The organism is Bacillus cereus group sp. RP29 (assembly GCF_040459765.1).
In the GTDB taxonomy this organism is placed as follows: Bacteria; Bacillota; Bacilli; order Bacillales; family Bacillaceae_G; genus Bacillus_A; species Bacillus_A paranthracis.
The window spans coordinates 1399684-1418258 of the sequence record NZ_JARVHN010000001.1 but is presented as its reverse complement, the minus strand read 5'-3'; the positions used below and the strand labels follow the sequence as shown (position 1 = coordinate 1418258).

Sequence of the window (18575 nt, the reverse complement as noted above, 5' to 3'; positions counted from 1 at the left end):
TTTGATATGATTATATCATTTTACAGGTTTGTTTGTTTTAAAATTTTGATTTTTCTTAACATATTTGTTAATTCTTTGTTAACAACACATAATAATTGTTACAGATTTTCGAAATGAATGTAAACCCTGTACCAAATTTCTGCCCGACAGTATACAATGAATACGGATTACAAAGAAAATAAAAAATACTTCATAAGACGGACAACTATAGCAAAATACAGCATATAATCCATACTATCTATGTTTACAAATAAGTGATCATTATTTTAGTAGGAGGAAGATAAATATGGCGGGTACTACGCTTGTTTTAAAAGAAGAAAATTTGGTCGTTCTAGAAAACGTTGAAAAATCAGTGTATGAAGAGTTACAGCATAAAACAGGAGAAGAAAATTGCACATGCGCTGTGAATGAATCAGTTGTTCACCTTGGCAAAGTATCCTCTGTACTTTGGAATGAAGATGAAATAGATTGGGAATACGGATATTAAAAAGTCGCTTACAGCGGCTTTTTTTCTATTATTCCTCTCTTTCTACATACCATATACGCAAGCGAAATGATAGAAAATATGTTAAAATGAACTTAATTTTCAAACGGAAGAAAGGGAGATACAATGGAACAATTCATTAACCCTAGAGTAAAGGACATCCAAATTTCTGGAATCCGTCAATTCTCTAACATGATTCAAAACTATGATAATCTTATCTCTTTAACAATTGGACAACCTGATTTTCCTACACCTTCTCTCGTAAAAGAAGCGGCAAAACGGGCTATTACAGAAAATTATACAAGCTATACACATAACGCTGGTTTACTAGAGTTACGCAAGGCAGCTTGTAACTTTGTAAAAGATAACTATGATTTACATTATTCACCTGAAAACGAAACCATCGTTACAATCGGTGCTAGTGAAGCAATTGATGTTGCATTTCGAACGATTTTAGAGCCAGGAACAGAAGTCATTTTACCTGCCCCTATTTATCCAGGGTACGAGCCGATTATTCGATTATGCGGTGCAACCCCTGTATTTATAGATGTTCGTGAAACTGGCTTCCGTTTAACAGCCGATGCACTAAAAAATGCCATTACAGAAAAAACAAGATGCGTCGTACTGCCGTATCCTTCTAATCCAACTGGTGTAACTTTATCAAAAGAAGAACTACAGGATATTGTAAATGTTTTAAAAGATAAAAATATTTTCGTCCTTTCTGATGAAATTTATAGCGAACTTGTATATGAACAAACACATACATCGATCGCTCATTTCCCAGAAATGCGCGAAAAGACTATCGTCATTAACGGTTTATCAAAATCGCATTCTATGACTGGCTGGCGTATCGGTCTATTATTCGCACCAAACTATTTAGCTGGGCATATATTAAAAGTTCATCAATACAACGTAACGTGCGCTACTTCAATCGCTCAATATGCTGCAATTGAAGCATTAACAGCTGCTAAAGATGCACCAAAAATGATGCGTCATCAATACAAAAAACGCCGTGATTACGTATATAATAGACTTATTCAAATGGGCTTAACAGTTGAAAAGCCAACAGGTGCATTTTACTTATTCCCATATGTTGGTCATTTAACATCTTCATCATTTGATTTTGCACTTGATCTTGTGAAAGAAGCTGGACTTGCCGTCGTTCCTGGAACAGCATTCTCTGAATATGGTGAAGGCTACCTTCGCTTATCCTATGCATATAGTATTGAAACTTTAAAAGAAGGCTGTGACCGTTTAGAAGCCTTTCTACAACAAAAAAGCTAAGAGTTAAACTCTTAGCTTTTTTTATGCATAATGATCGCAAGTTTGACGCTTCAGTAATTTATGCGGAATAATGATACACTTTGCAGTAGACTCCGCATTCTCTACTTTATCAACTAAAGCTTTTGCTGCCTCATATCCTAGCTGATATATATTCACGTCAACTGTTGAAAGCGGAGGACTCGCAATTTCTGATAATAAAGCATTATTAAAGCTTACAATTGAAACATCCTTCGGTACAACGAATCCTTTTTTAGAAAGTGCACTTAGCACACCAAGTCCAATCAAGTCATCCGTTGCCATAATTGCTGTCGGTGGTTGCTTTAGCCCCATTAATTCCTCCACGGCTTGTTGACCACTTTCTCTTGAAAAATCAAAATGTAAAATATACTCTTTCGGCAATACAATGTCTGCTAATTTTAAAGCATCACTCATACCAGCCAAACGATCTCTCGTCACAAGTAAATCTGATCCACCGCCGATGAACGCGATTTGTTTATGACCTAATGAAATCAAATATTCTGCTACTTCTCTTGCAGCTGTATAATTGTCATTATCTACATATGTAATTTCTTCTTTACGATCATATGGTTTCCCGATTAATACGAACGGGAAATTTTGTTTATGTAAATATTGAATAATCCGATCATTCTCTCTTGAATATAAAAGAATAATGCCACCAATTTGACGCCCCTGCACCATCTTTACAACACCATTAAAAATTTCATCTTCCGTTTCACCTGTCGACATATAAAGCGCATACCCTTCCACATGTGCAAACGAACTAATCCCTCTTATAACTTCTGGGAAAAACGGATTTTGAAAAGCTTTACTTGCAGAACTTGGCATAACAAGGCCAAGTGTTTTTGTTGTTTGGTTAGCTAGGTTTCTTGCGTTTAAATTAGGATGATACCCTAGTTCACTCATTACTTTCCGAACACGACGCTTTGTTTTTTCACTTATACTTGGATTATCAGCAATTACACGAGAAACGGTAGATGGTGCTACATTCGCCTTCTTCGCCACATCTTTAATTGTAACTGTCATAAAAATCCCCCTCCTTTCACTTCTCTGCCATTTTATATATTTTCATCTTGCACCCGTTGCAAGTAATAGGGGAAGTCATAAACTTTCATTGATTCTATCTTGTAAAACCTATCATATTCTCCCTCTCCATGTATTGTAAGGGATAGAGCTCTTTTTTCCTATACTATAATATACTATTTATTTCACTTCTTTTCATATGGGATGTCAAATCTCTTTTCATCTCCCTATAAAATGTTTTATAGGAAGATGAAAAGAAAAATGGGACATAATGTCCCATTTTTCATCCTTTCGTACCTCCAGCAGTTAAACCAGAGATAAAGTATTTTTGTAGTGATAGGAATAAAATTGAAATTGGGATTGCAATCAATACGGAACCCGCTGCGAACGTTGTAAATTCATTCCCAAATTTCTTCGCCACCATTTCATATAATCCAACTGCTAACGTATAATTTTCTGGTGTGCGCAAAATAATACTCGCTAAAATAAAATCTGTAAATGGGCCGATGAAAGTAAATAACGCTACAACCGCTACGATTGGCTTTGCAAGTGGCATAATGATTTGCCAAAAAATACGAAAATGTCCTGCTCCATCCATACGAGCTGACTCATCCAATTCTTTCGGGATCGTATCAAAATACCCTTTCATAAGCCATGTATTCATTGGAATTGCCCCGCCTACATAAATTAAAATTAATGCAAGGTGCGTATCAATTAATCCTGTTAACTGTGCTAATACGTATAAAGCGATTAACGCTGCAAAGTTTGGAATCATTTGCAAAATTAAAAATGTTAATAAACCATTTTTTCTTCCAACAAAACGGTATCTCGAAAATGCATAAGCAGTAAAACTAATTGCTAACACTGAAAAAATCATCGTTAAAACACTTACTTTTAATGTGTTTTTATACCATAGTAAATAATTACTATTCTCTAAATCTAATAACTTACGATAATGATCTAGCGTTGCATTTTGCGGAATAATACTTGATCCAGATAAACTATCACCCGGATTAAACGATGAGCCAATAATCCATAATAATGGATAGAAAATGATGGCACACATTACGAAAATAACGAGATAACTTAATGAGAGACGTAACATCTTTTGTCTTTTAATATTCATTTACATCATATCCTCTTCTTGGAATGATTTTGTTCTCTTAAATTGCCATAACGCAACTGTAATAACGATTAACGATAAGATCATTGTAAGAGCTGCTGCTTTTCCGTACTGCGCGGAAGTCATCGTTAACTTATAAATCCATGAAATTAAAATATCTGTTCCACCTGCGTCTTGTCCAGCTACAGCAGGACCTCCGCCGTTAAATAGATAGATGATACTAAAGTTATTAAAGTTAAACGTATATTGCGTAATTAATATTGGTGCTGTTGCATATAGAACAAGTGGCAATGTAATTTTACGAAACTGTTGCCAAGCTGTAGCTCCATCTACTGTAGCCGCTTCGTATAATTCTCCTGGAATCGATTGCAGTATACCTGTTGTCATTGCAAAGACGAACGGGAATCCAAGCCACGTTTGAATCATAATTAAAGCAATCTTCGCCCAAAATGGATCTGTCATCCAAGCAATCTTTTCAATTCCGAATAAAGCTAATACTTGATTGTTAATCGCTCCAAATGTTTCATTAAACATACCAGAGAAAACAAGAATAGATACGAATGCTGGGACCGCCCACGGTAAAATGAAGATTGTTCGAATAATCGCCTTCCCTTTAATACCAGGCTGATTTACGATAATCGCTAAGAAAATACCAAGTGCAACTTGTAATGTCGTTGCAACGAATGTCCAGATGACAGTCCAAGAAAATACACTTAAAAACGTTTCTCTCCACATCGGTAATGTAAAGATATCAATAAAGTTTTTAAATCCTACCCAATCTACTAATTTAGCTGGAGGAGAATGATATAAATCATAGTTCGTAAATCCAATTAAAATTACGAAAATGATTGGAAATACAACGACAAAGATAAGTAATAAAAACCCTGGTGAAACCATTAAATACGGAAAACCTTGGTCTAGTAAATTACGGTATTGCTCTTTTACAGAGTTTAACGGTGTTCCTATATCCCGTTTCTTTCCGTTTTGGTATGCATCATATAAATTAAATGCATATATTCCGAGTCCAAACACGATGACAATGAGTGCCAAGATTCCTTCTACTAATAGAAAGACAGAATGGTCACGTGGAACTTCTGTACCAAGCGTTACAATTCCCCATAATCCCATATTTAATAAATCAGCAAAGGCTACAATAAATGAACCTGTTAATACTAGAAAAATAAGACCTTTTACAAATTGTTTATTATACATTTGGCCCACGCCTGGAATGATTGATAACATGGTTGCCATTTTCCTATGTTTTGAACCGTTTAAGCCGTTTGCTGGTTCCATAGATGTTTGCATGTTCCTTCCCCCTTTTTTCTTGGGAGAGAATTCGTGCCCCTCATATTAGAGGCACGAATTTCACCTTATTTTTTCTTACTATGATTTGCCTCAATATTACCTTTAATTTGCTTCACTGCATTATCAAGTGCTGCTTTTGGTGCCTCTTTATCCGTAACAACTAATTGAAGCGCATCTCCAGCTGGTTTCCATACTTCTTGCATTTCTGGAATGTTTGGCATTGGAATTCCATTTTCAGATTGTGTTGCGACTGCTTTTGCAGCTTCGTTATCTTTAATAATTGGATCTTCCATTACTGCTTTTACTGGAGGAATTTCTTTCGTCTTCTCAAATCGAATTTTTGCGTTTTCTTCATTCGTTACCCATTCAGTGAACTTTGTAGCTAAATCATTTTGTTTAGAGAAACTTGTTACATGCCATCCTTTAACCCCAACAAACGTTTTCATTGGTTGACCATTTGGTAATTTCGGCATTGGAGCAACGCCATAATCAATTCCGTTCTTTTCCATTGCTTGGAACGCCCAAGGGCCGTTCATGATAGATGCTGCTTTTCCTTCATTAAATAGCCCATCAGCAGCAGGTCCACCAGATTCACCGATAATACCTTTCGGGAATAACTTTTCTTTGTACCATTTTTGAAGATACTCAGCACCTTGTACTGCTCCGCTATTATTTAATCCAACATCACTTGCATTTGGCTTTCCATCTTTTTCACCAAACACATAACCACCCATACCTGCCATGAATGCATTAGCAAAGTAGAAGTTATCTCCTAATGCTAAAAATCCGTACTTGCCATCTTTCGTAAATTCTTTTGAGAAGTTAAACAGCTCGTCCATCGTTTCTGGCGCTTTTGGCATTAGTTTTTTATTGTAAATAAAGACTGGTGTCTCAATTGCTTTTGGTAAACCATATAATTTTCCGTTATATGTCTGTGCTTCTATTGATGAATCAGTAAATTTACTCTTTACAGCATCATCAGCTTTCACTTCAGAAAGTAAACCTTCTGTTACTGCATTTCCGATTTGATCATGTGGCAATGTTACAACATCTGGTCCCGTCCCCGCTGGTCCATCAAGGCGTAACTTCTTCACTTGATCTGTCATTTGCATTTCAACAACTTTTACTTTTACTTTATATTTTTCCTCAAAGCTTTTCACTGCTGGTTCTAAACCAACACCTTTTTTATCATCTTCCCAAACGAGTAGATCGTAATCTTTCTTTGCTTTACTTTCTTCTTTTTTCCCTGAATCTTTCGGTCCACATGCAGATAACATACCAATTGATAATGCTGAAACCGTTAATAATGATAATGCTTTCTTCATCCCAAAAACCTCCCTGAATTGTATATGTACCTTACCAATTGAAAACGTTTGCATTGAATAGTTTAATAGAAGCGCAAACGATATCTCAATTTATGAAAACGTTTGCGCTATTTGTCTATCATTATACATTCTTTTATTCATTTTGCAAATATTAATTTTTAAAATATTATTACTACACTCTTTATAGATTGACTTTATATGAAATGAATACTACTCTTATAAGCAATATTAAAGCTATGCAAAAAGCAATCGTTTGCAACATATGCTTTATTATTATACTTAAGGGAACAATATGCATAGAGATAGTAAAGGGGGATTTTTTATATGCTTAAAGACGCCATCTATCATAGGCCAAAAGATAATTACGCATACGCTTACGATGAAAAAACGATTCATATCCGAATACGTACGAAAAGAGACGATGTTCAAAGCACCAATCTTATTTATGGTGATCCTTATGAATGGACAGACGGGAAGTGGATTTCTTCAAGTGCACCGATGAAAAAAACTGGTTCTACTGCATTATTTGATTATTGGTCCATTTCCATCGAGCCAAAATTTAAGCGCTTACGTTATGGATTTGAATTAAAAGCAGAGACAGAAACGCTTATTTATGCAGAACGCGGATTTTTTTCTAGCATTCCAAATGATGACGTTGGTAACTTTTTCTGTTTTCCATTTATTCATGCAAATGATGTATTCAAAGCACCTTCCTGGATTAAAGATACTGTTTGGTATCAAATTTTCCCAGAACGGTTCGCTAATGGAGATCATACGTTGAATCCAGAAAACACCCTTCCTTGGGGAAGCGCTGAACCAACTCCAACTAATTTTTTCGGCGGAGATTTTGCTGGTATTATGCAAAACCTCGATTACCTTGTTAAGCTTGGAATTTCGGGAATATATTTCACACCTATTTTCAAAGCACATTCAAACCATAAATATGACACAATTGACTACATGGAAATCGATCCGCAATTTGGCACAAAAGAAACATTCAAAGAACTCGTTGAGGCATGTCATACACACGGTATAAAAGTAATGCTCGATGCCGTATTCAATCACAGTGGATACTTTTTCGATAAATTTCAAGACGTACTAGAAAATGGTGAACAGTCAGCATATAAAGAATGGTTTCATATTCATGAGTTCCCAATTAGAACTGAGCCACTTCCGAATTATGATACTTTCGCGTTTACACCGTATATGCCGAAATTAAACACTGCACACCCGGATGTAAAAGAATACTTACTTGAAGTAGGGCGTTATTGGGTAAAAGAATTCAATATAGACGGTTGGCGCCTTGATGTAGCAAATGAAGTCGACCATAAATTTTGGAGAGAGTTCCGAAGTGAGATAAAAGCATTAAATTCTGAAGTATATATTTTAGGAGAAATTTGGCACGATGCACTTCCTTGGCTACAAGGAGATCAATTTGATGCTGTAATGAGCTACCCTGTTACAAACGCTCTACTGTCTTACTTTGCTAACAGTTCCATTAAGGCAAATGAATTTATGAAACAAATTATAGAATCTCTACATTCCTACTCTATGAATGTAAATGAAGCAGCATTTCATTTATTAGACAGCCATGATACACCAAGAATATTGACAACATGTAACGGAGATAAAAATAAGTTAAAGTTACTTTATGTATTCCACCTTTCTTTCATCGGCTCTCCTTGTATTTATTATGGAGACGAAATTGGTATGGATGGCGGTATGGACCCTAATTGCCGCAAATGTATGGTTTGGGATACGAAAGAACAAGATCATCTATTATTTACACATGTACAAACATTAATTTCGTTACGAAAGCAATATAAAGCATTTGGAGGACATGGTACTTTCCAATTCATTGAAGCAAATGATGAACATAATTATATTTCTTATACAAAAACATATGAAGATGAAACTATCTTTTTCGTTTTAAATCCGACTAATAGTGATATTACAGCTTCACTGCCTCTCCATGTTACTGGAAAGAAAATCATTAATATTTATACAAACGAAGAATTTTCAGCGGAAGCAAGTGTATTACAAGTTACACTTCCTCCATATGGATTCTCCATATTAAAATGGTAACCAAAAAAATCCTTATACCAAAGTGGTATAAGGATTTTTCTTATTTCAATTTGAACACGATTGCTTCATACGGACGTAATGTCATGTTATCTATCGGTCCATTCTCTACGTCGTAATTGTGTATAAATAACTCTGCTTCACTATAACTAATGTCCTCAGGCAATTCAAATACACATTCTTCCGCAGTAAAGTTTGCAATAACAAGAAGTTTTTCTTCTCCATACGTTCTTACATATGCAAAAATAGATGGATTATTCTCCAATATTAAATCATATGATCCATACACAACTATTTCGTTATTTTTGCGTAACTCAATTAGTTTTTTATAATAATAAAAAATTGAATCTTTATTTTGGATCGCTTGTTTCACATTGATTTCTTTATAGTTAGGGTTTACCGTAATCCAAGGCTCACCTGTTGTGAATCCAGCATGATCTTTATCATCCCACTGCATCGGTGTTCTAGCATTATCTCTGCCTTTTATATAAATAGACTGCATCACTTTATCTATATTTTCACCGCGCTCTATCACTTTTTCCTTATACATATTTAATGTTTCAATATCTCGATATTCATCAATCGATTCAAATCGAACATTTGTCATTCCGATTTCTTCGCCTTGATAAATATAAGGTGTTCCTTTCATCATATGAAGCACCGTCGCTAACATTTTCGCAGATTCAATGCGATACATTCCATCATTACCAAAACGAGATACAACACGAGGCTGATCATGGTTATTCCAATACAGACTATTCCAGCCTGTATGTTCTAATGCTTTTTGCCACTTCGTTAAATTCTCTTTTAAAGTAAGAAGTGAACATGGTTTTACATCCCATTTTCCGCCTTCTCCTGAGTCTAAATCCATATGTTCAAATTGGAATACCATCTGCAGTTCTTTTCGTTCTTCCCCGGTATACAATTTCGCTTCTTCTGTCGTTACACCAGGCATTTCACCAACCGTCATAATATCATAATGAGACAATACTTCTTCATTCATTTCATGTAAATATTTATGAATGTTTGGACCGTTCATAAAATACTTATGACCTGAAACATACCCCTCTTCTTCTGTTTCAACAGCTGGTAATCCCTCTTCTTTAGAAATAAAATTAATAACATCCATACGGAAGCCATCAATTCCTTTTTCTAACCAAAACTTCATCATTTCATAAACATCTTGTCTTACCTTTTCATTATCCCAATTTAAATCTGGCTGTTTTTTAGAAAACAGATGTAAATAATATTCATCTGTCATTTCATCATACTGCCATGCAGATCCGCTAAACGCTGCTCCCCAGTTATTCGGCTCTTTTCCTTCTTTTCCAGGGCGCCATATATAGTAATCTCTATATTTATTATCTTTTGATTTACGTGATTCAATAAACCAATTATGTTCATCAGAAGTATGATTAACAACTAAGTCCATCATAAGTTTCATATTACGTTCATGCATTTCATGTAATAGCTCATCCCAATCTTCCATTGTTCCGAACTCATTCATAATTTTACAATAATCACTTATATCATAACCATTATCATCATTTGGAGATTCATAGACTGGTGATAACCAAATTACATCAATCCCTAATTCTTTTAAGTAATCTAACTTTGAAATAATACCGCGAAGATCCCCGATGCCATCACCGTTGCTATCCATAAAGCTACGAGGATAAATTTGATATACTACACTTTCTTTCCACCACTGTTTTTCCATTATGCTACCCCATTTCATTCATAATTCGATTTTCTCTTTTTAAGGCGCAAACGTTTTCATTAATGAATGATAACAGATTCTATCTTAATTTAAAATAGCGCTTACAACTTTTATTCTTATTTTTCTAAGAAAACATATGAAAATCACTAATAACTATCCAATATATGAAAACGTTTTATTTTTTTGTTTATTTTTTGAATCTATTCGTTTATAATGAACTCAAAGAAAACGTTTGCATAATTATTTCTAGGGGGAAATACCATGGCAGAACTGAAATTAGAAAACATTTATAAAATATATGATAATAATGTAACAGCTGTAACAGACTTCAATTTACACATTCAAGATAAAGAATTTATCGTATTTGTCGGTCCTTCTGGATGCGGAAAATCTACAACATTACGAATGGTTGCTGGACTAGAAGATATTTCAAAAGGAGAGTTTTCAATTGATGGTAAGCTAATGAATGATGTCCCTCCAAAAGATCGCGATATCGCAATGGTCTTCCAAAACTATGCCCTATATCCACATATGAGTGTATATGATAATATGGCATTTGGATTAAAACTTAGAAAAATACCAAAAGATGAAATTGATCGTCGTGTAAAAGATGCAGCAAAAATTTTAGGACTGGAACAATATTTAGATAGAAAACCGAAAGCATTATCTGGTGGACAACGTCAACGTGTTGCGTTAGGGAGAGCAATCGTTCGAGACGCGAAAGTGTTCTTAATGGATGAGCCATTATCTAACTTAGACGCTAAATTACGTGTTGCAATGCGCTCAGAAATTTCTAAGTTACACCACCGCCTTGGTACGACAACAATTTATGTAACGCATGATCAAACTGAAGCGATGACAATGGCTTCTCGTCTTGTTGTTATGAAAGACGGAAAAATTCAACAAATCGGTACTCCAAAAGAAGTATATGAAACACCTGAAAACATTTTTGTTGGTGGATTTATCGGCTCTCCAGCGATGAATTTCTTCCGTGGTAAATTAACTGAAACCGATTTCGTTATAGACAATGCTGCAAAAATTAAAGTAACTGAAGGAAAAATGAAGATATTACGTGAACAAGGCTATGTAAATAAAGACATTGTTTTAGGTATTCGTCCTGAGGACATTCATGATGAACTATTATTTTTAGAAGCTTCACAATCTACTGCCTTCACAACAAAAATTGAAGTTGCTGAGTTATTAGGTGCTGAATCTATTTTATATATGAAACTTGGAAATCAAGATTTTGCAGCACGTGTTGATGCAAGACATACATTTTCACCTGGTGACCAAATTAAACTAGCATTTGATATGAATAAAGCGCATTTCTTTGATAGTCAAAACGAACAACGCATTCGTTAAAAAATAATTTTCATACAAAAAAACCGTCCACATATATTGAGGGCGGTTTTCACTATTATACGAGGGCTTCTACTGTATGAAATGATTGTCCTTTCGTGCTAATAATACCGAAAATCGGTAAGTCACTTAGCACCACTTCTTCTTGCTGTTTCATAAAAGATGACGTTAATTGTTTTATCTCTATCCATACGTCATTAATACAAAGTACATTGGAATCGTTCTCTTGTTGGCGTGAAAATATAGAATCTATTTTATATAAACCAGCATTTTGAAAAAGCATATCAATGCGACTGAATGCATTCAAAGTAATGCTGATTACGCGTTGCCAATCTCCTTGTTTTTCCATATTATAGGATACAAAAAGTGCTTCTCCGCCTAGATTCGTAATTTCCTCCACTGTTGCTTGTCCACTTTCTTGATCAATGTCCGTCACAATTACTTTTGCGCCTTGTTTAGCCAACAAAAGAGCTGTATTACGTCCAATACCGATGCCACCGCCAGTTACGATAGCAACTTTTCCTGCAAGCTTCATTTTCATTACCCCTTCTATAAGTCTTACCGTCATTCAGTATACTCCTTTATGAGATTAGTCTGCAAGCAAGAAAAGTTGCTTATTCATTTGTAAACGGTTACTTTTTTACTCCTTCTTTTTTCTTACTATTACGCTGATCGAAAACTAAACCGATGAAAATTAAAATCCCCCAAAAGATTACGCTACCTCCAGTCACTTCAATTTCCCCCTTATTATATAAACATATTATTTTAATCATTATAACATTTTCTTAATTTTCAATCTATTAAATTTGAAAATGATATAGATTAACTTTTTTATATATCCATTAAAATATATTTGTATAACAAAAAGAGACCTTTTTACATAAAAAGGTCTCTTTTTGTTATACAAGACTTATCACTTTCGTTTTTGTAATTAAGTCCTGAAAACCACAATTATCTTTGCGGAATAACATCATATATACGTTACATAATACCGGAATTCCAAGCAGTAATATGTTCGGTAATAACAATACAAAAAATCGAATCGTTAATGTTTGTAATGTTAACTTTTCACTCTTCAATGAAATTAATTTTATTCTCGTTACCTTTTTACCAAGTGTTACACCGTTCCAAATAAAGGGTAGCAAAATAAAATATATCGCCATTAATATAAAAACTACTGCAAGATCATATCTATAATCGCCAAAACTAATATTAAAGCGATTAAAAATAGCACTATAATTTCCAGTCATAACAGCTACTACTGCACCATACATAACCGAGATTAAAAACATGTCAATTAGGGAAGCACCTATGCGGTTCATTACAAGCGCTGGACGATGCATCTTTAACTTCATTTTTATGTCGACTCCTTCATATCCTTCTTTACCCGTCTCATCGTACCACTTCTAAAAAACATTGTAAACTAGCGTTTCTCTTACTTTTCTTGTACAATGTGTTACAACAGCATTGTAAAGGAGGTTCCCATATTGAAAAAATGGATAATCCTATTCGTCGCATTCCTATTAGCCGGTTGTGCTGGAAATACAAATCATATAACATATACGATTAACGATGAATACGAACTCATACGTACTTCTGGAAATGCATTTGAACTTTTCCCCACGCAAGATGCTGTATATGCCACACAATACATTCCTGCAAAAATTACAGACATAGCCTGGGATGATAAATACATTATTGCAAAACAAACTGAGGAAAAGTCAGATCCTAATAATCCTGACGCAGCAATTGCAAATAAAAAAAGCGAGCATTATTGGATTATTGACGTAAAGCATAATAAACGTTTTGGCCCCTATAATGAAAAACAATTTCATGAACAAAAAGATGCGTTTAAAATTAAGGTACCTTTTCAAAGTGTAGATTCATACATAGAAGAACAGAAAAAACAGTCAGCATAATAGTTTGAGCGCTGACTGTTTTTTCTTGCATATATTTAAAAACAACTTACTCAGAAAGTGAGATATTAAAAGTTTGTGGCTCTTTTACAACATCTTGCGTTTCTGTATTTGCTGCGATTACATTATCTGTTGTAAATTTAATATCCTTTACCTTTTCTTTTCCATCATCAAGTATTAGGCCGATAATACCATCTCTTGTTTCACCTGGCTTATAGTCTTCCCTTGATACATTTTTTGTACCAACGAGCGTATCTTCATCATATAAAAAGTTTTGCGTTGCTACTTTAAAATGTTGTTTATCATTAATCGCAACATCATTCATAGAGAAAAATTGTATATTTTTATTCCCGCTATTTTCCACCTTATATGTAATTTCAACGTAACGAATCGTATCACTAATCTCTGTACCACTTAGCGATGCATATAACTCCGCATCTTCTTGACTGACTTTATCTCCTAATCTACGCTTTACTTCTTCAGGAGTTAATGCCGTATATACTTTTAATGTATTTTTTGCATCTTTACTCATCTGCGATAAAGAGATTACTTTCACATCTTGTACGTGAATTTTCATTGGTGCTACTTCAAATGTTTGATTCACAGAATGAATTTGTTCTAATTTAAAAGTACCCCATCCTGTTTCTTTCACTTTTTGTCCTACTTTTTTCAGCTCACGCCCACCATATTCTTTTGTTTCAGGAATAGATTCTTTCTTCTTCGGTTCAGCTTTCTTTTCTTCTTGATGGAAGCAACCACTTAACATAAGAAGAAAACTACATAAAACAAAAATACTTTTCCATGCTTTCATCATATAATTTCTCCTAACACTATCATTCATTAATATTAATTAGTCCTTTGCTTTGTAAACTATAGAAACAATGAGAAGTCCACAAAACGAACTTGTCAGTCCAGATACTATTATACCCCCTATTTGGAAAATATGAAAATAGGGATCTACGAACGCGTGCACGATAAATATAATAGTTGCCACAACAATTGCCGAAATCCAATATTTTATTTTTTCCGAAGCTAAAATAAGGTCTTTACCCATTTCATTTCTACACTTCCATAAAACGTATACTAATAACAGAAAACCAATACATGTACTTCCATGTTGCATATATTTATAAACAGAGATACCGTACCATTCTCTTTGCAATAATGGTATTTTCATAACAAAATAGCCTGTCTTATGAGTGAATGCATCCCAAACAACATGCGTTAACATACCGAATAATGCTGAATAACAAAATACAAAGAAATCTTTCCTTGTGTAAAGCCCCCACCTCTCATCTACTGCATATGTATAGTAGCCAGCAAATGGTTTAGGTAAATGTGTTATAAACGGCTTTTTTAAAATGTAGTGATATATGTATGCTAATAAAAATACGAGTGGTAAATTAAAATATAAGAATCCAAGCCACGTATGCCCAATTACACCATACGGTCTAAAGTGTAGGAAATATTCAAAGTCAGGCACCATACTACCTAATATAAGAGCCGTTACTGAAATATGTTGAGAATACTTTTTTGCAAAAGGAAGAACTGCTGCTGGATGTGCAAATGTAAACGGCATGTTTTAACTCCTTTTTATAATTACAATAGATTACATACTATCATAACGACATGAATAATCTCCATGCAATATTTATTTTCACATTGGAATATGATAGTTTAAATGATATAATCCACATAAAATATTCAGAAAATAAGGAGGGATTCACGTGTCATTAACACTTGTCTTTTTTCTTGTTCTGTTTACCTTGTTTTTAAGTACATACATTGGCTTCTATCTATGGAAGCACTACAAAATTATAAAATATATACCTGCTCTCGTTGGTTTTATAAGCATTCTTTTTATTTTCATATGGAAGAGAATGACTTTCGGCTGGGAAGGTCTTGGCTTTGGCGCACTTCAATATACAATACTATTTGCAAGTTGTCTTCCCCTTGTATTTGCTGCTTTTTTAGAATCAAAATCCGTTATGAATTGAGGTTTCTATATTGATTGACGTACCCTTTTTACAAAATGTCACATTAAAAAAAGAAAATATCCCTAGTTTCTCCGCATATCCTTACTGTTTACCCGCTATTCGAACATTACAATCACTAGCTTTCCATCCAAATGTAACATTCATTATTGGAGAAAACGGAACGGGGAAGTCAACATTACTCGAAGCGATTGCAATTGCTTTAGGATTTAATGCAGAAGGTGGAACGAAAAACTTCCGTTTTAGTACAAACGATTCACATTCATCTTTACATGAACATCTTCGAATTTCCAAAAGTTTCAATACACCAAACGATGGTTTCTTTCTTCGTGCTGAATCATTTTATAACGTTGCTTCTTATATTGATGAAATAGATGCTATAAAATCTTATGGCGGTGTTTCACTTCACGAGCAATCCCATGGTGAATCATTCTTCTCCTTATTTATGAATCGTTTTTCAGGACAAGGCTTATACATTTTAGATGAGCCCGAGGCCGCTCTATCACCAATGAGACAACTTTCTATGCTCATTCGAATGCATGAACTAGCGGAACAAGGTTCACAATTTGTTATCGCAACGCATTCTCCTATTTTAATGGCTTATCCCGAATCCACTATATATTCTTTAACACAAGAAGGGATTCATGAATCCACATTAGAAGAAACTGAGCATTACCAAACGACGAAACTTTTCTTTGAAAATCGTGATCGATTATTTCATCATTTATTTGAATCATAAAAAAAGAAGCAGCGATTGCTGCTTCTTTTTTATAGTGCTTCTATAAATAATGCTACCCCAATACCGCCGCCGACGCATAGAGAGGCAATTCCTTTTTCTAATCCGCGTCTTTTCAATTCATGAATTAAGCTTACAGTGATACGAGCTCCTGTACAACCGATTGGATGTCCAAGTCCTACACCACTACCGTTTACATTCACCTTTTCACGATCTAAACCTAATTCTTTCTCTACAGCTAAGTATTGTGCAGCGAAAGCTTCGTTAATTTCCAGCAAATCTGCATCTTCTAATGACCAATCTACTTTTTCTAACCCTTTACGAATTGCTGGTGCTGGTCCAATACCCATAATTTTTGGATCTACTCCAGCTACTGAATATCCAACAATTCTAGCTAACGGTTGTAAGCCTTTTTCTTTCGCTTTTTCTTCGCTCATTAATACTAGAACCGCACTTCCGTCATTCAGGCCAGATGCATTCCCTGCCGTTACAGATCCGTCTTTACGGAAAGCTGGTTTTAATCCTGCTAATTTTTCTGCTGTAATGTCAGCACGTGGATGTTCATCCTTTGAAAATACTACTTCTTTTCTACGTTCTTTTATTGTAATAGGAACAATTTGATCGTCAAAGTATCCAGACTCGATTGCCTTCAATGCCAATGTATGACTACGAAGCGCAACTTCATCTTGTTCCTCTCTTGTAATTTCATATTGTTCAACTAAATTTTCCGCTGTTTCCCCCATCATAATATGATGAATTGGATCTTCTAATACTTCCCACACCGTATCACGAATTTCTCCGTGTTGTAGGCGTTGTCCCCAGCGGTGTTGTTTTAATGCATAAGGGCTTGAACTCATTGCTTCTACTCCACCTGCAACGACAACTTCACTTACACCTAATTGAATTTGCATTGCAGCCGACATAATTGCTTGCATACCTGAAGAACATTGGCGTTGGATTGTATAACCTGTAACTGTGTCAGGAAATCCTGCCGCTAATGCAGCCGTTCTTGCCGTATTTGCTTCATCAGTTCTTTGAATACAATGACCTAAAATCACTTCATCAACTTCGTGTGGTTCTACCCCGCCTCGTTTTACAGCTTCCTGAAGTACAGGAACAGCTAATTCTACTGGCGTTACATTTTTTAGCGCTCCCCCAAAAGTTCCAATTGGCGAACGAACTGCAGCTGTAATAACAACATTATGCATTTTGCACTTGCCCCTCTCTTATGTACCCTAGTCAGTTTTTAGGTGAAATTCCATAAGATGTATGTCTACAACTATCATACTATAAACATACTAAAAAATCAAAATATTTAATATAATAAAAATAGAAGGAATTAACCTTCTATTCTGTTAATGCGTATAGGAATTTTTGTAAAATCTTCTCTGTTGTTTTATTCAAATTCGGTAACTTATCTACCGGAAAATATTGAAGCTGTAATCCTTCATAGTCAAGCCTTAATTCCCCGCTCACATGATGCCCCTGATACAGATGAATGACATTAAAAATTTCATCTCCATTTGGATATTGGAAGTACACTTCTTTTCCCGAAAGAACCCCGATAAATTGCATAATTTTCGCATTTAGTCCCGTCTCTTCAAATAGTTCTCTACGAGCAGTTTCTTCTGTCGTTTCTCCTAGCTCCATCGCTCCACCAGGTACACCCCAATCATATGTATCTGAACGATATTGAAGCAATACTTCTTGATTATCATTTAAGATAATAATTGCTGATCCTACTAGAATAAGCGGCCTTGTACCAACGACTTTGCGTAACTCTTCAATATACCCCAATATGTAAACTCTCCTTTCCTCACCCTCCCTTATCATAACAAAATTTTTCTCCTTTTGTTGATGTAATTTTAAAGAAAAAAAGGAAGCTTTCGCTCCCTTTTTTCACCTTTATTTCTTAAAACTTTCATATTTTACAGCTTCAAAAGCTTCTTCTATTTCATCATTACGATAATGGACATATGTAAAACGCCCTAATTCTACTAATCTTGCTATTTCTTGTAACGCTTTATGTTGCTCATATGTTTCCTCAAGCTTAATATGTACATAAAATTTCATTAAAGGATGTTCATATAAAGGTTCTCCCACCTCTACATATACATCTTCCACCCCTTGTACAACTCTTACATAACTTGCAAATTGATACAGTGCTTCTCTGTCTGAAACGATTTTTAATGTATACATATATTCT

20 protein-coding genes are annotated in these 18575 nt (G+C 34.8%); 7 read left to right on the top strand and 13 right to left on the bottom strand.

The features are described from left to right. The first annotated feature begins 286 nt into the window (after positions 1 to 286). Together QCI47_RS07525 and QCI47_RS07520 are read left to right on the top strand one after the other, a co-directional pair. Entirely contained in the window at positions 287 to 487 is a 201-nt protein-coding gene (locus QCI47_RS07525) for a hypothetical protein (RefSeq protein ID WP_000929285.1), read from the top strand. A gap of 123 nt (positions 488 to 610) precedes the next feature. Beyond that, positions 611 to 1768 (top strand): aminotransferase A, encoded by a 1158-nt coding sequence (locus QCI47_RS07520; protein WP_000434580.1) that lies wholly within the window; start codon positions 611 to 613, stop codon positions 1766 to 1768. 21 nt (positions 1769 to 1789) lie between these two features. On the opposite strand, the gene malR is transcribed toward QCI47_RS07520, so the two are convergent. The 4 genes from malR to QCI47_RS07500 form a co-directional block, all read right to left on the bottom strand. Next, the gene (malR, locus tag QCI47_RS07515; RefSeq protein WP_000219043.1) at positions 1790 to 2812 is read right to left on the bottom strand and encodes a maltose operon transcriptional repressor MalR; all 1023 of its coding nucleotides are present in this window, start codon (positions 2810 to 2812) and stop codon (positions 1790 to 1792) included. 280 nt (positions 2813 to 3092) lie between these two features. Next, complete coding sequence (gene malD / locus QCI47_RS07510) at positions 3093 to 3935, bottom strand: maltosaccharide ABC transporter permease MalD (protein WP_001022608.1); 843 nt, start codon at positions 3933 to 3935, stop codon at positions 3093 to 3095. Then, positions 3936 to 5237 carry a maltosaccharide ABC transporter permease MalC gene (malC, locus tag QCI47_RS07505; RefSeq protein WP_001194989.1) on the bottom strand — a complete coding sequence of 434 codons (1302 nt, stop codon included), beginning with the start codon at positions 5235 to 5237 and terminating at the stop codon, positions 3936 to 3938. It lies immediately after the preceding gene. Between the two features lie 65 nt (positions 5238 to 5302). After that, positions 5303 to 6562: an extracellular solute-binding protein gene (locus tag QCI47_RS07500; RefSeq protein ID WP_000709918.1), complete on the bottom strand. Its 1260-nt coding sequence runs from the start codon at positions 6560 to 6562 to the stop codon at positions 5303 to 5305. Positions 6563 to 6886: 324 nt separating this feature from the next. Here QCI47_RS07500 and QCI47_RS07495 point away from each other — a divergent pair, with 324 nt between their 5' ends. After that, positions 6887 to 8647: an alpha-glycosidase gene (locus QCI47_RS07495; RefSeq protein ID WP_309422342.1), complete on the top strand. Its 1761-nt coding sequence runs from the start codon at positions 6887 to 6889 to the stop codon at positions 8645 to 8647. A 40-nt stretch (positions 8648 to 8687) separates the two neighbouring features. Here the strand turns inward: QCI47_RS07495 and malL are convergent, their stop codons facing one another. Next, positions 8688 to 10364 carry an oligo-1,6-glucosidase gene (malL, locus tag QCI47_RS07490; RefSeq protein WP_000415194.1) on the bottom strand — a complete coding sequence of 559 codons (1677 nt, stop codon included), beginning with the start codon at positions 10362 to 10364 and terminating at the stop codon, positions 8688 to 8690. Positions 10365 to 10625: 261 nt separating this feature from the next. Between malL and QCI47_RS07485 the strand changes: the two genes are divergently transcribed. Next, positions 10626 to 11726, top strand: coding sequence for an ABC transporter ATP-binding protein (locus tag QCI47_RS07485; protein ID WP_000818923.1), 1101 nt, complete (start codon positions 10626 to 10628; stop codon positions 11724 to 11726). Between the two features lie 55 nt (positions 11727 to 11781). On the opposite strand, the gene QCI47_RS07480 is transcribed toward QCI47_RS07485, so the two are convergent. The 3 genes from QCI47_RS07480 to QCI47_RS07470 form a co-directional block, all read right to left on the bottom strand. Beyond that, positions 11782 to 12291: an SDR family NAD(P)-dependent oxidoreductase gene (locus tag QCI47_RS07480; RefSeq protein WP_000218426.1), complete on the bottom strand. Its 510-nt coding sequence runs from the start codon at positions 12289 to 12291 to the stop codon at positions 11782 to 11784. 64 nt (positions 12292 to 12355) lie between these two features. Next, entirely contained in the window at positions 12356 to 12454 is a 99-nt protein-coding gene (locus QCI47_RS07475) for a hypothetical protein (RefSeq protein ID WP_000145657.1), read from the bottom strand. Between the two features lie 168 nt (positions 12455 to 12622). Continuing rightward, the gene (locus QCI47_RS07470) at positions 12623 to 13078 is read right to left on the bottom strand and encodes an RDD family protein (protein WP_048550602.1); all 456 of its coding nucleotides are present in this window, start codon (positions 13076 to 13078) and stop codon (positions 12623 to 12625) included. A 132-nt stretch (positions 13079 to 13210) separates the two neighbouring features. Here QCI47_RS07470 and QCI47_RS07465 point away from each other — a divergent pair, with 132 nt between their 5' ends. Beyond that, positions 13211 to 13642, top strand: a complete 432-nt coding sequence (locus QCI47_RS07465; protein WP_000758783.1) for a DUF3997 domain-containing protein — start codon at positions 13211 to 13213, stop codon at positions 13640 to 13642. Between the two features lie 46 nt (positions 13643 to 13688). Here the strand turns inward: QCI47_RS07465 and QCI47_RS07460 are convergent, their stop codons facing one another. Both QCI47_RS07460 and QCI47_RS07455 read right to left on the bottom strand, forming a co-directional pair. Beyond that, positions 13689 to 14453: a hypothetical protein gene (locus tag QCI47_RS07460; RefSeq protein WP_000973892.1), complete on the bottom strand. Its 765-nt coding sequence runs from the start codon at positions 14451 to 14453 to the stop codon at positions 13689 to 13691. Positions 14454 to 14489: 36 nt separating this feature from the next. Then, positions 14490 to 15218: a DUF4184 family protein gene (locus tag QCI47_RS07455; RefSeq protein WP_001116881.1), complete on the bottom strand. Its 729-nt coding sequence runs from the start codon at positions 15216 to 15218 to the stop codon at positions 14490 to 14492. Between the two features lie 148 nt (positions 15219 to 15366). On the opposite strand from QCI47_RS07455, the gene QCI47_RS07450 reads away from it, so the two are divergent. Then, positions 15367 to 15636, top strand: a complete 270-nt coding sequence (locus QCI47_RS07450) for a hypothetical protein (RefSeq protein ID WP_000059968.1) — start codon at positions 15367 to 15369, stop codon at positions 15634 to 15636. Positions 15637 to 15646: 10 nt separating this feature from the next. Further along, entirely contained in the window at positions 15647 to 16372 is a 726-nt protein-coding gene (locus QCI47_RS07445; RefSeq protein WP_061132246.1) for an AAA family ATPase, read from the top strand. Between the two features lie 29 nt (positions 16373 to 16401). On the opposite strand, the gene QCI47_RS07440 is transcribed toward QCI47_RS07445, so the two are convergent. From QCI47_RS07440 to QCI47_RS07430, 3 genes are all read right to left on the bottom strand, one after another. After that, positions 16402 to 17577: an acetyl-CoA C-acetyltransferase gene (locus QCI47_RS07440; protein ID WP_000552083.1), complete on the bottom strand. Its 1176-nt coding sequence runs from the start codon at positions 17575 to 17577 to the stop codon at positions 16402 to 16404. Between the two features lie 139 nt (positions 17578 to 17716). Beyond that, positions 17717 to 18166 (bottom strand): NUDIX hydrolase, encoded by a 450-nt coding sequence (locus QCI47_RS07435; RefSeq protein ID WP_071741819.1) that lies wholly within the window; start codon positions 18164 to 18166, stop codon positions 17717 to 17719. Between the two features lie 108 nt (positions 18167 to 18274). Then, the gene (locus QCI47_RS07430) at positions 18275 to 18568 is read right to left on the bottom strand and encodes a DUF3928 family protein (RefSeq protein ID WP_000288327.1); all 294 of its coding nucleotides are present in this window, start codon (positions 18566 to 18568) and stop codon (positions 18275 to 18277) included. Between the last annotated feature and the right edge of the window lie 7 nt (positions 18569 to 18575).

Bases quoted from the DNA above. Each gene is read 5' to 3' on its own strand.
- QCI47_RS07525 (WP_000929285.1), top strand. From the start codon at position 287: ATGGCGGGTACTACGCTTGTTTTAAAAGAAGAAAATTTGGTCGTTCTA.
- QCI47_RS07520 (WP_000434580.1), top strand. From the start codon at position 611: ATGGAACAATTCATTAACCCTAGAGTAAAGGACATCCAAATTTCTGGA.
- malR (WP_000219043.1), bottom strand. From the start codon at position 2,812: ATGACAGTTACAATTAAAGATGTGGCGAAGAAGGCGAATGTAGCACCA.
- malD (WP_001022608.1), bottom strand. From the start codon at position 3,935: ATGAATATTAAAAGACAAAAGATGTTACGTCTCTCATTAAGTTATCTC.
- malC (WP_001194989.1), bottom strand. From the start codon at position 5,237: ATGCAAACATCTATGGAACCAGCAAACGGCTTAAACGGTTCAAAACAT.
- QCI47_RS07500 (WP_000709918.1), bottom strand. From the start codon at position 6,562: ATGAAGAAAGCATTATCATTATTAACGGTTTCAGCATTATCAATTGGT.
- QCI47_RS07495 (WP_309422342.1), top strand. From the start codon at position 6,887: ATGCTTAAAGACGCCATCTATCATAGGCCAAAAGATAATTACGCATAC.
- malL (WP_000415194.1), bottom strand. From the start codon at position 10,364: ATGGAAAAACAGTGGTGGAAAGAAAGTGTAGTATATCAAATTTATCCT.
- QCI47_RS07485 (WP_000818923.1), top strand. From the start codon at position 10,626: ATGGCAGAACTGAAATTAGAAAACATTTATAAAATATATGATAATAAT.
- QCI47_RS07480 (WP_000218426.1), bottom strand. From the start codon at position 12,291: ATGACGGTAAGACTTATAGAAGGGGTAATGAAAATGAAGCTTGCAGGA.
- QCI47_RS07470 (WP_048550602.1), bottom strand. From the start codon at position 13,078: ATGAAGTTAAAGATGCATCGTCCAGCGCTTGTAATGAACCGCATAGGT.
- QCI47_RS07460 (WP_000973892.1), bottom strand. From the start codon at position 14,453: ATGATGAAAGCATGGAAAAGTATTTTTGTTTTATGTAGTTTTCTTCTT.
- QCI47_RS07455 (WP_001116881.1), bottom strand. From the start codon at position 15,218: ATGCCGTTTACATTTGCACATCCAGCAGCAGTTCTTCCTTTTGCAAAA.
- QCI47_RS07440 (WP_000552083.1), bottom strand. From the start codon at position 17,577: ATGCATAATGTTGTTATTACAGCTGCAGTTCGTTCGCCAATTGGAACT.
- QCI47_RS07430 (WP_000288327.1), bottom strand. From the start codon at position 18,568: ATGTATACATTAAAAATCGTTTCAGACAGAGAAGCACTGTATCAATTT.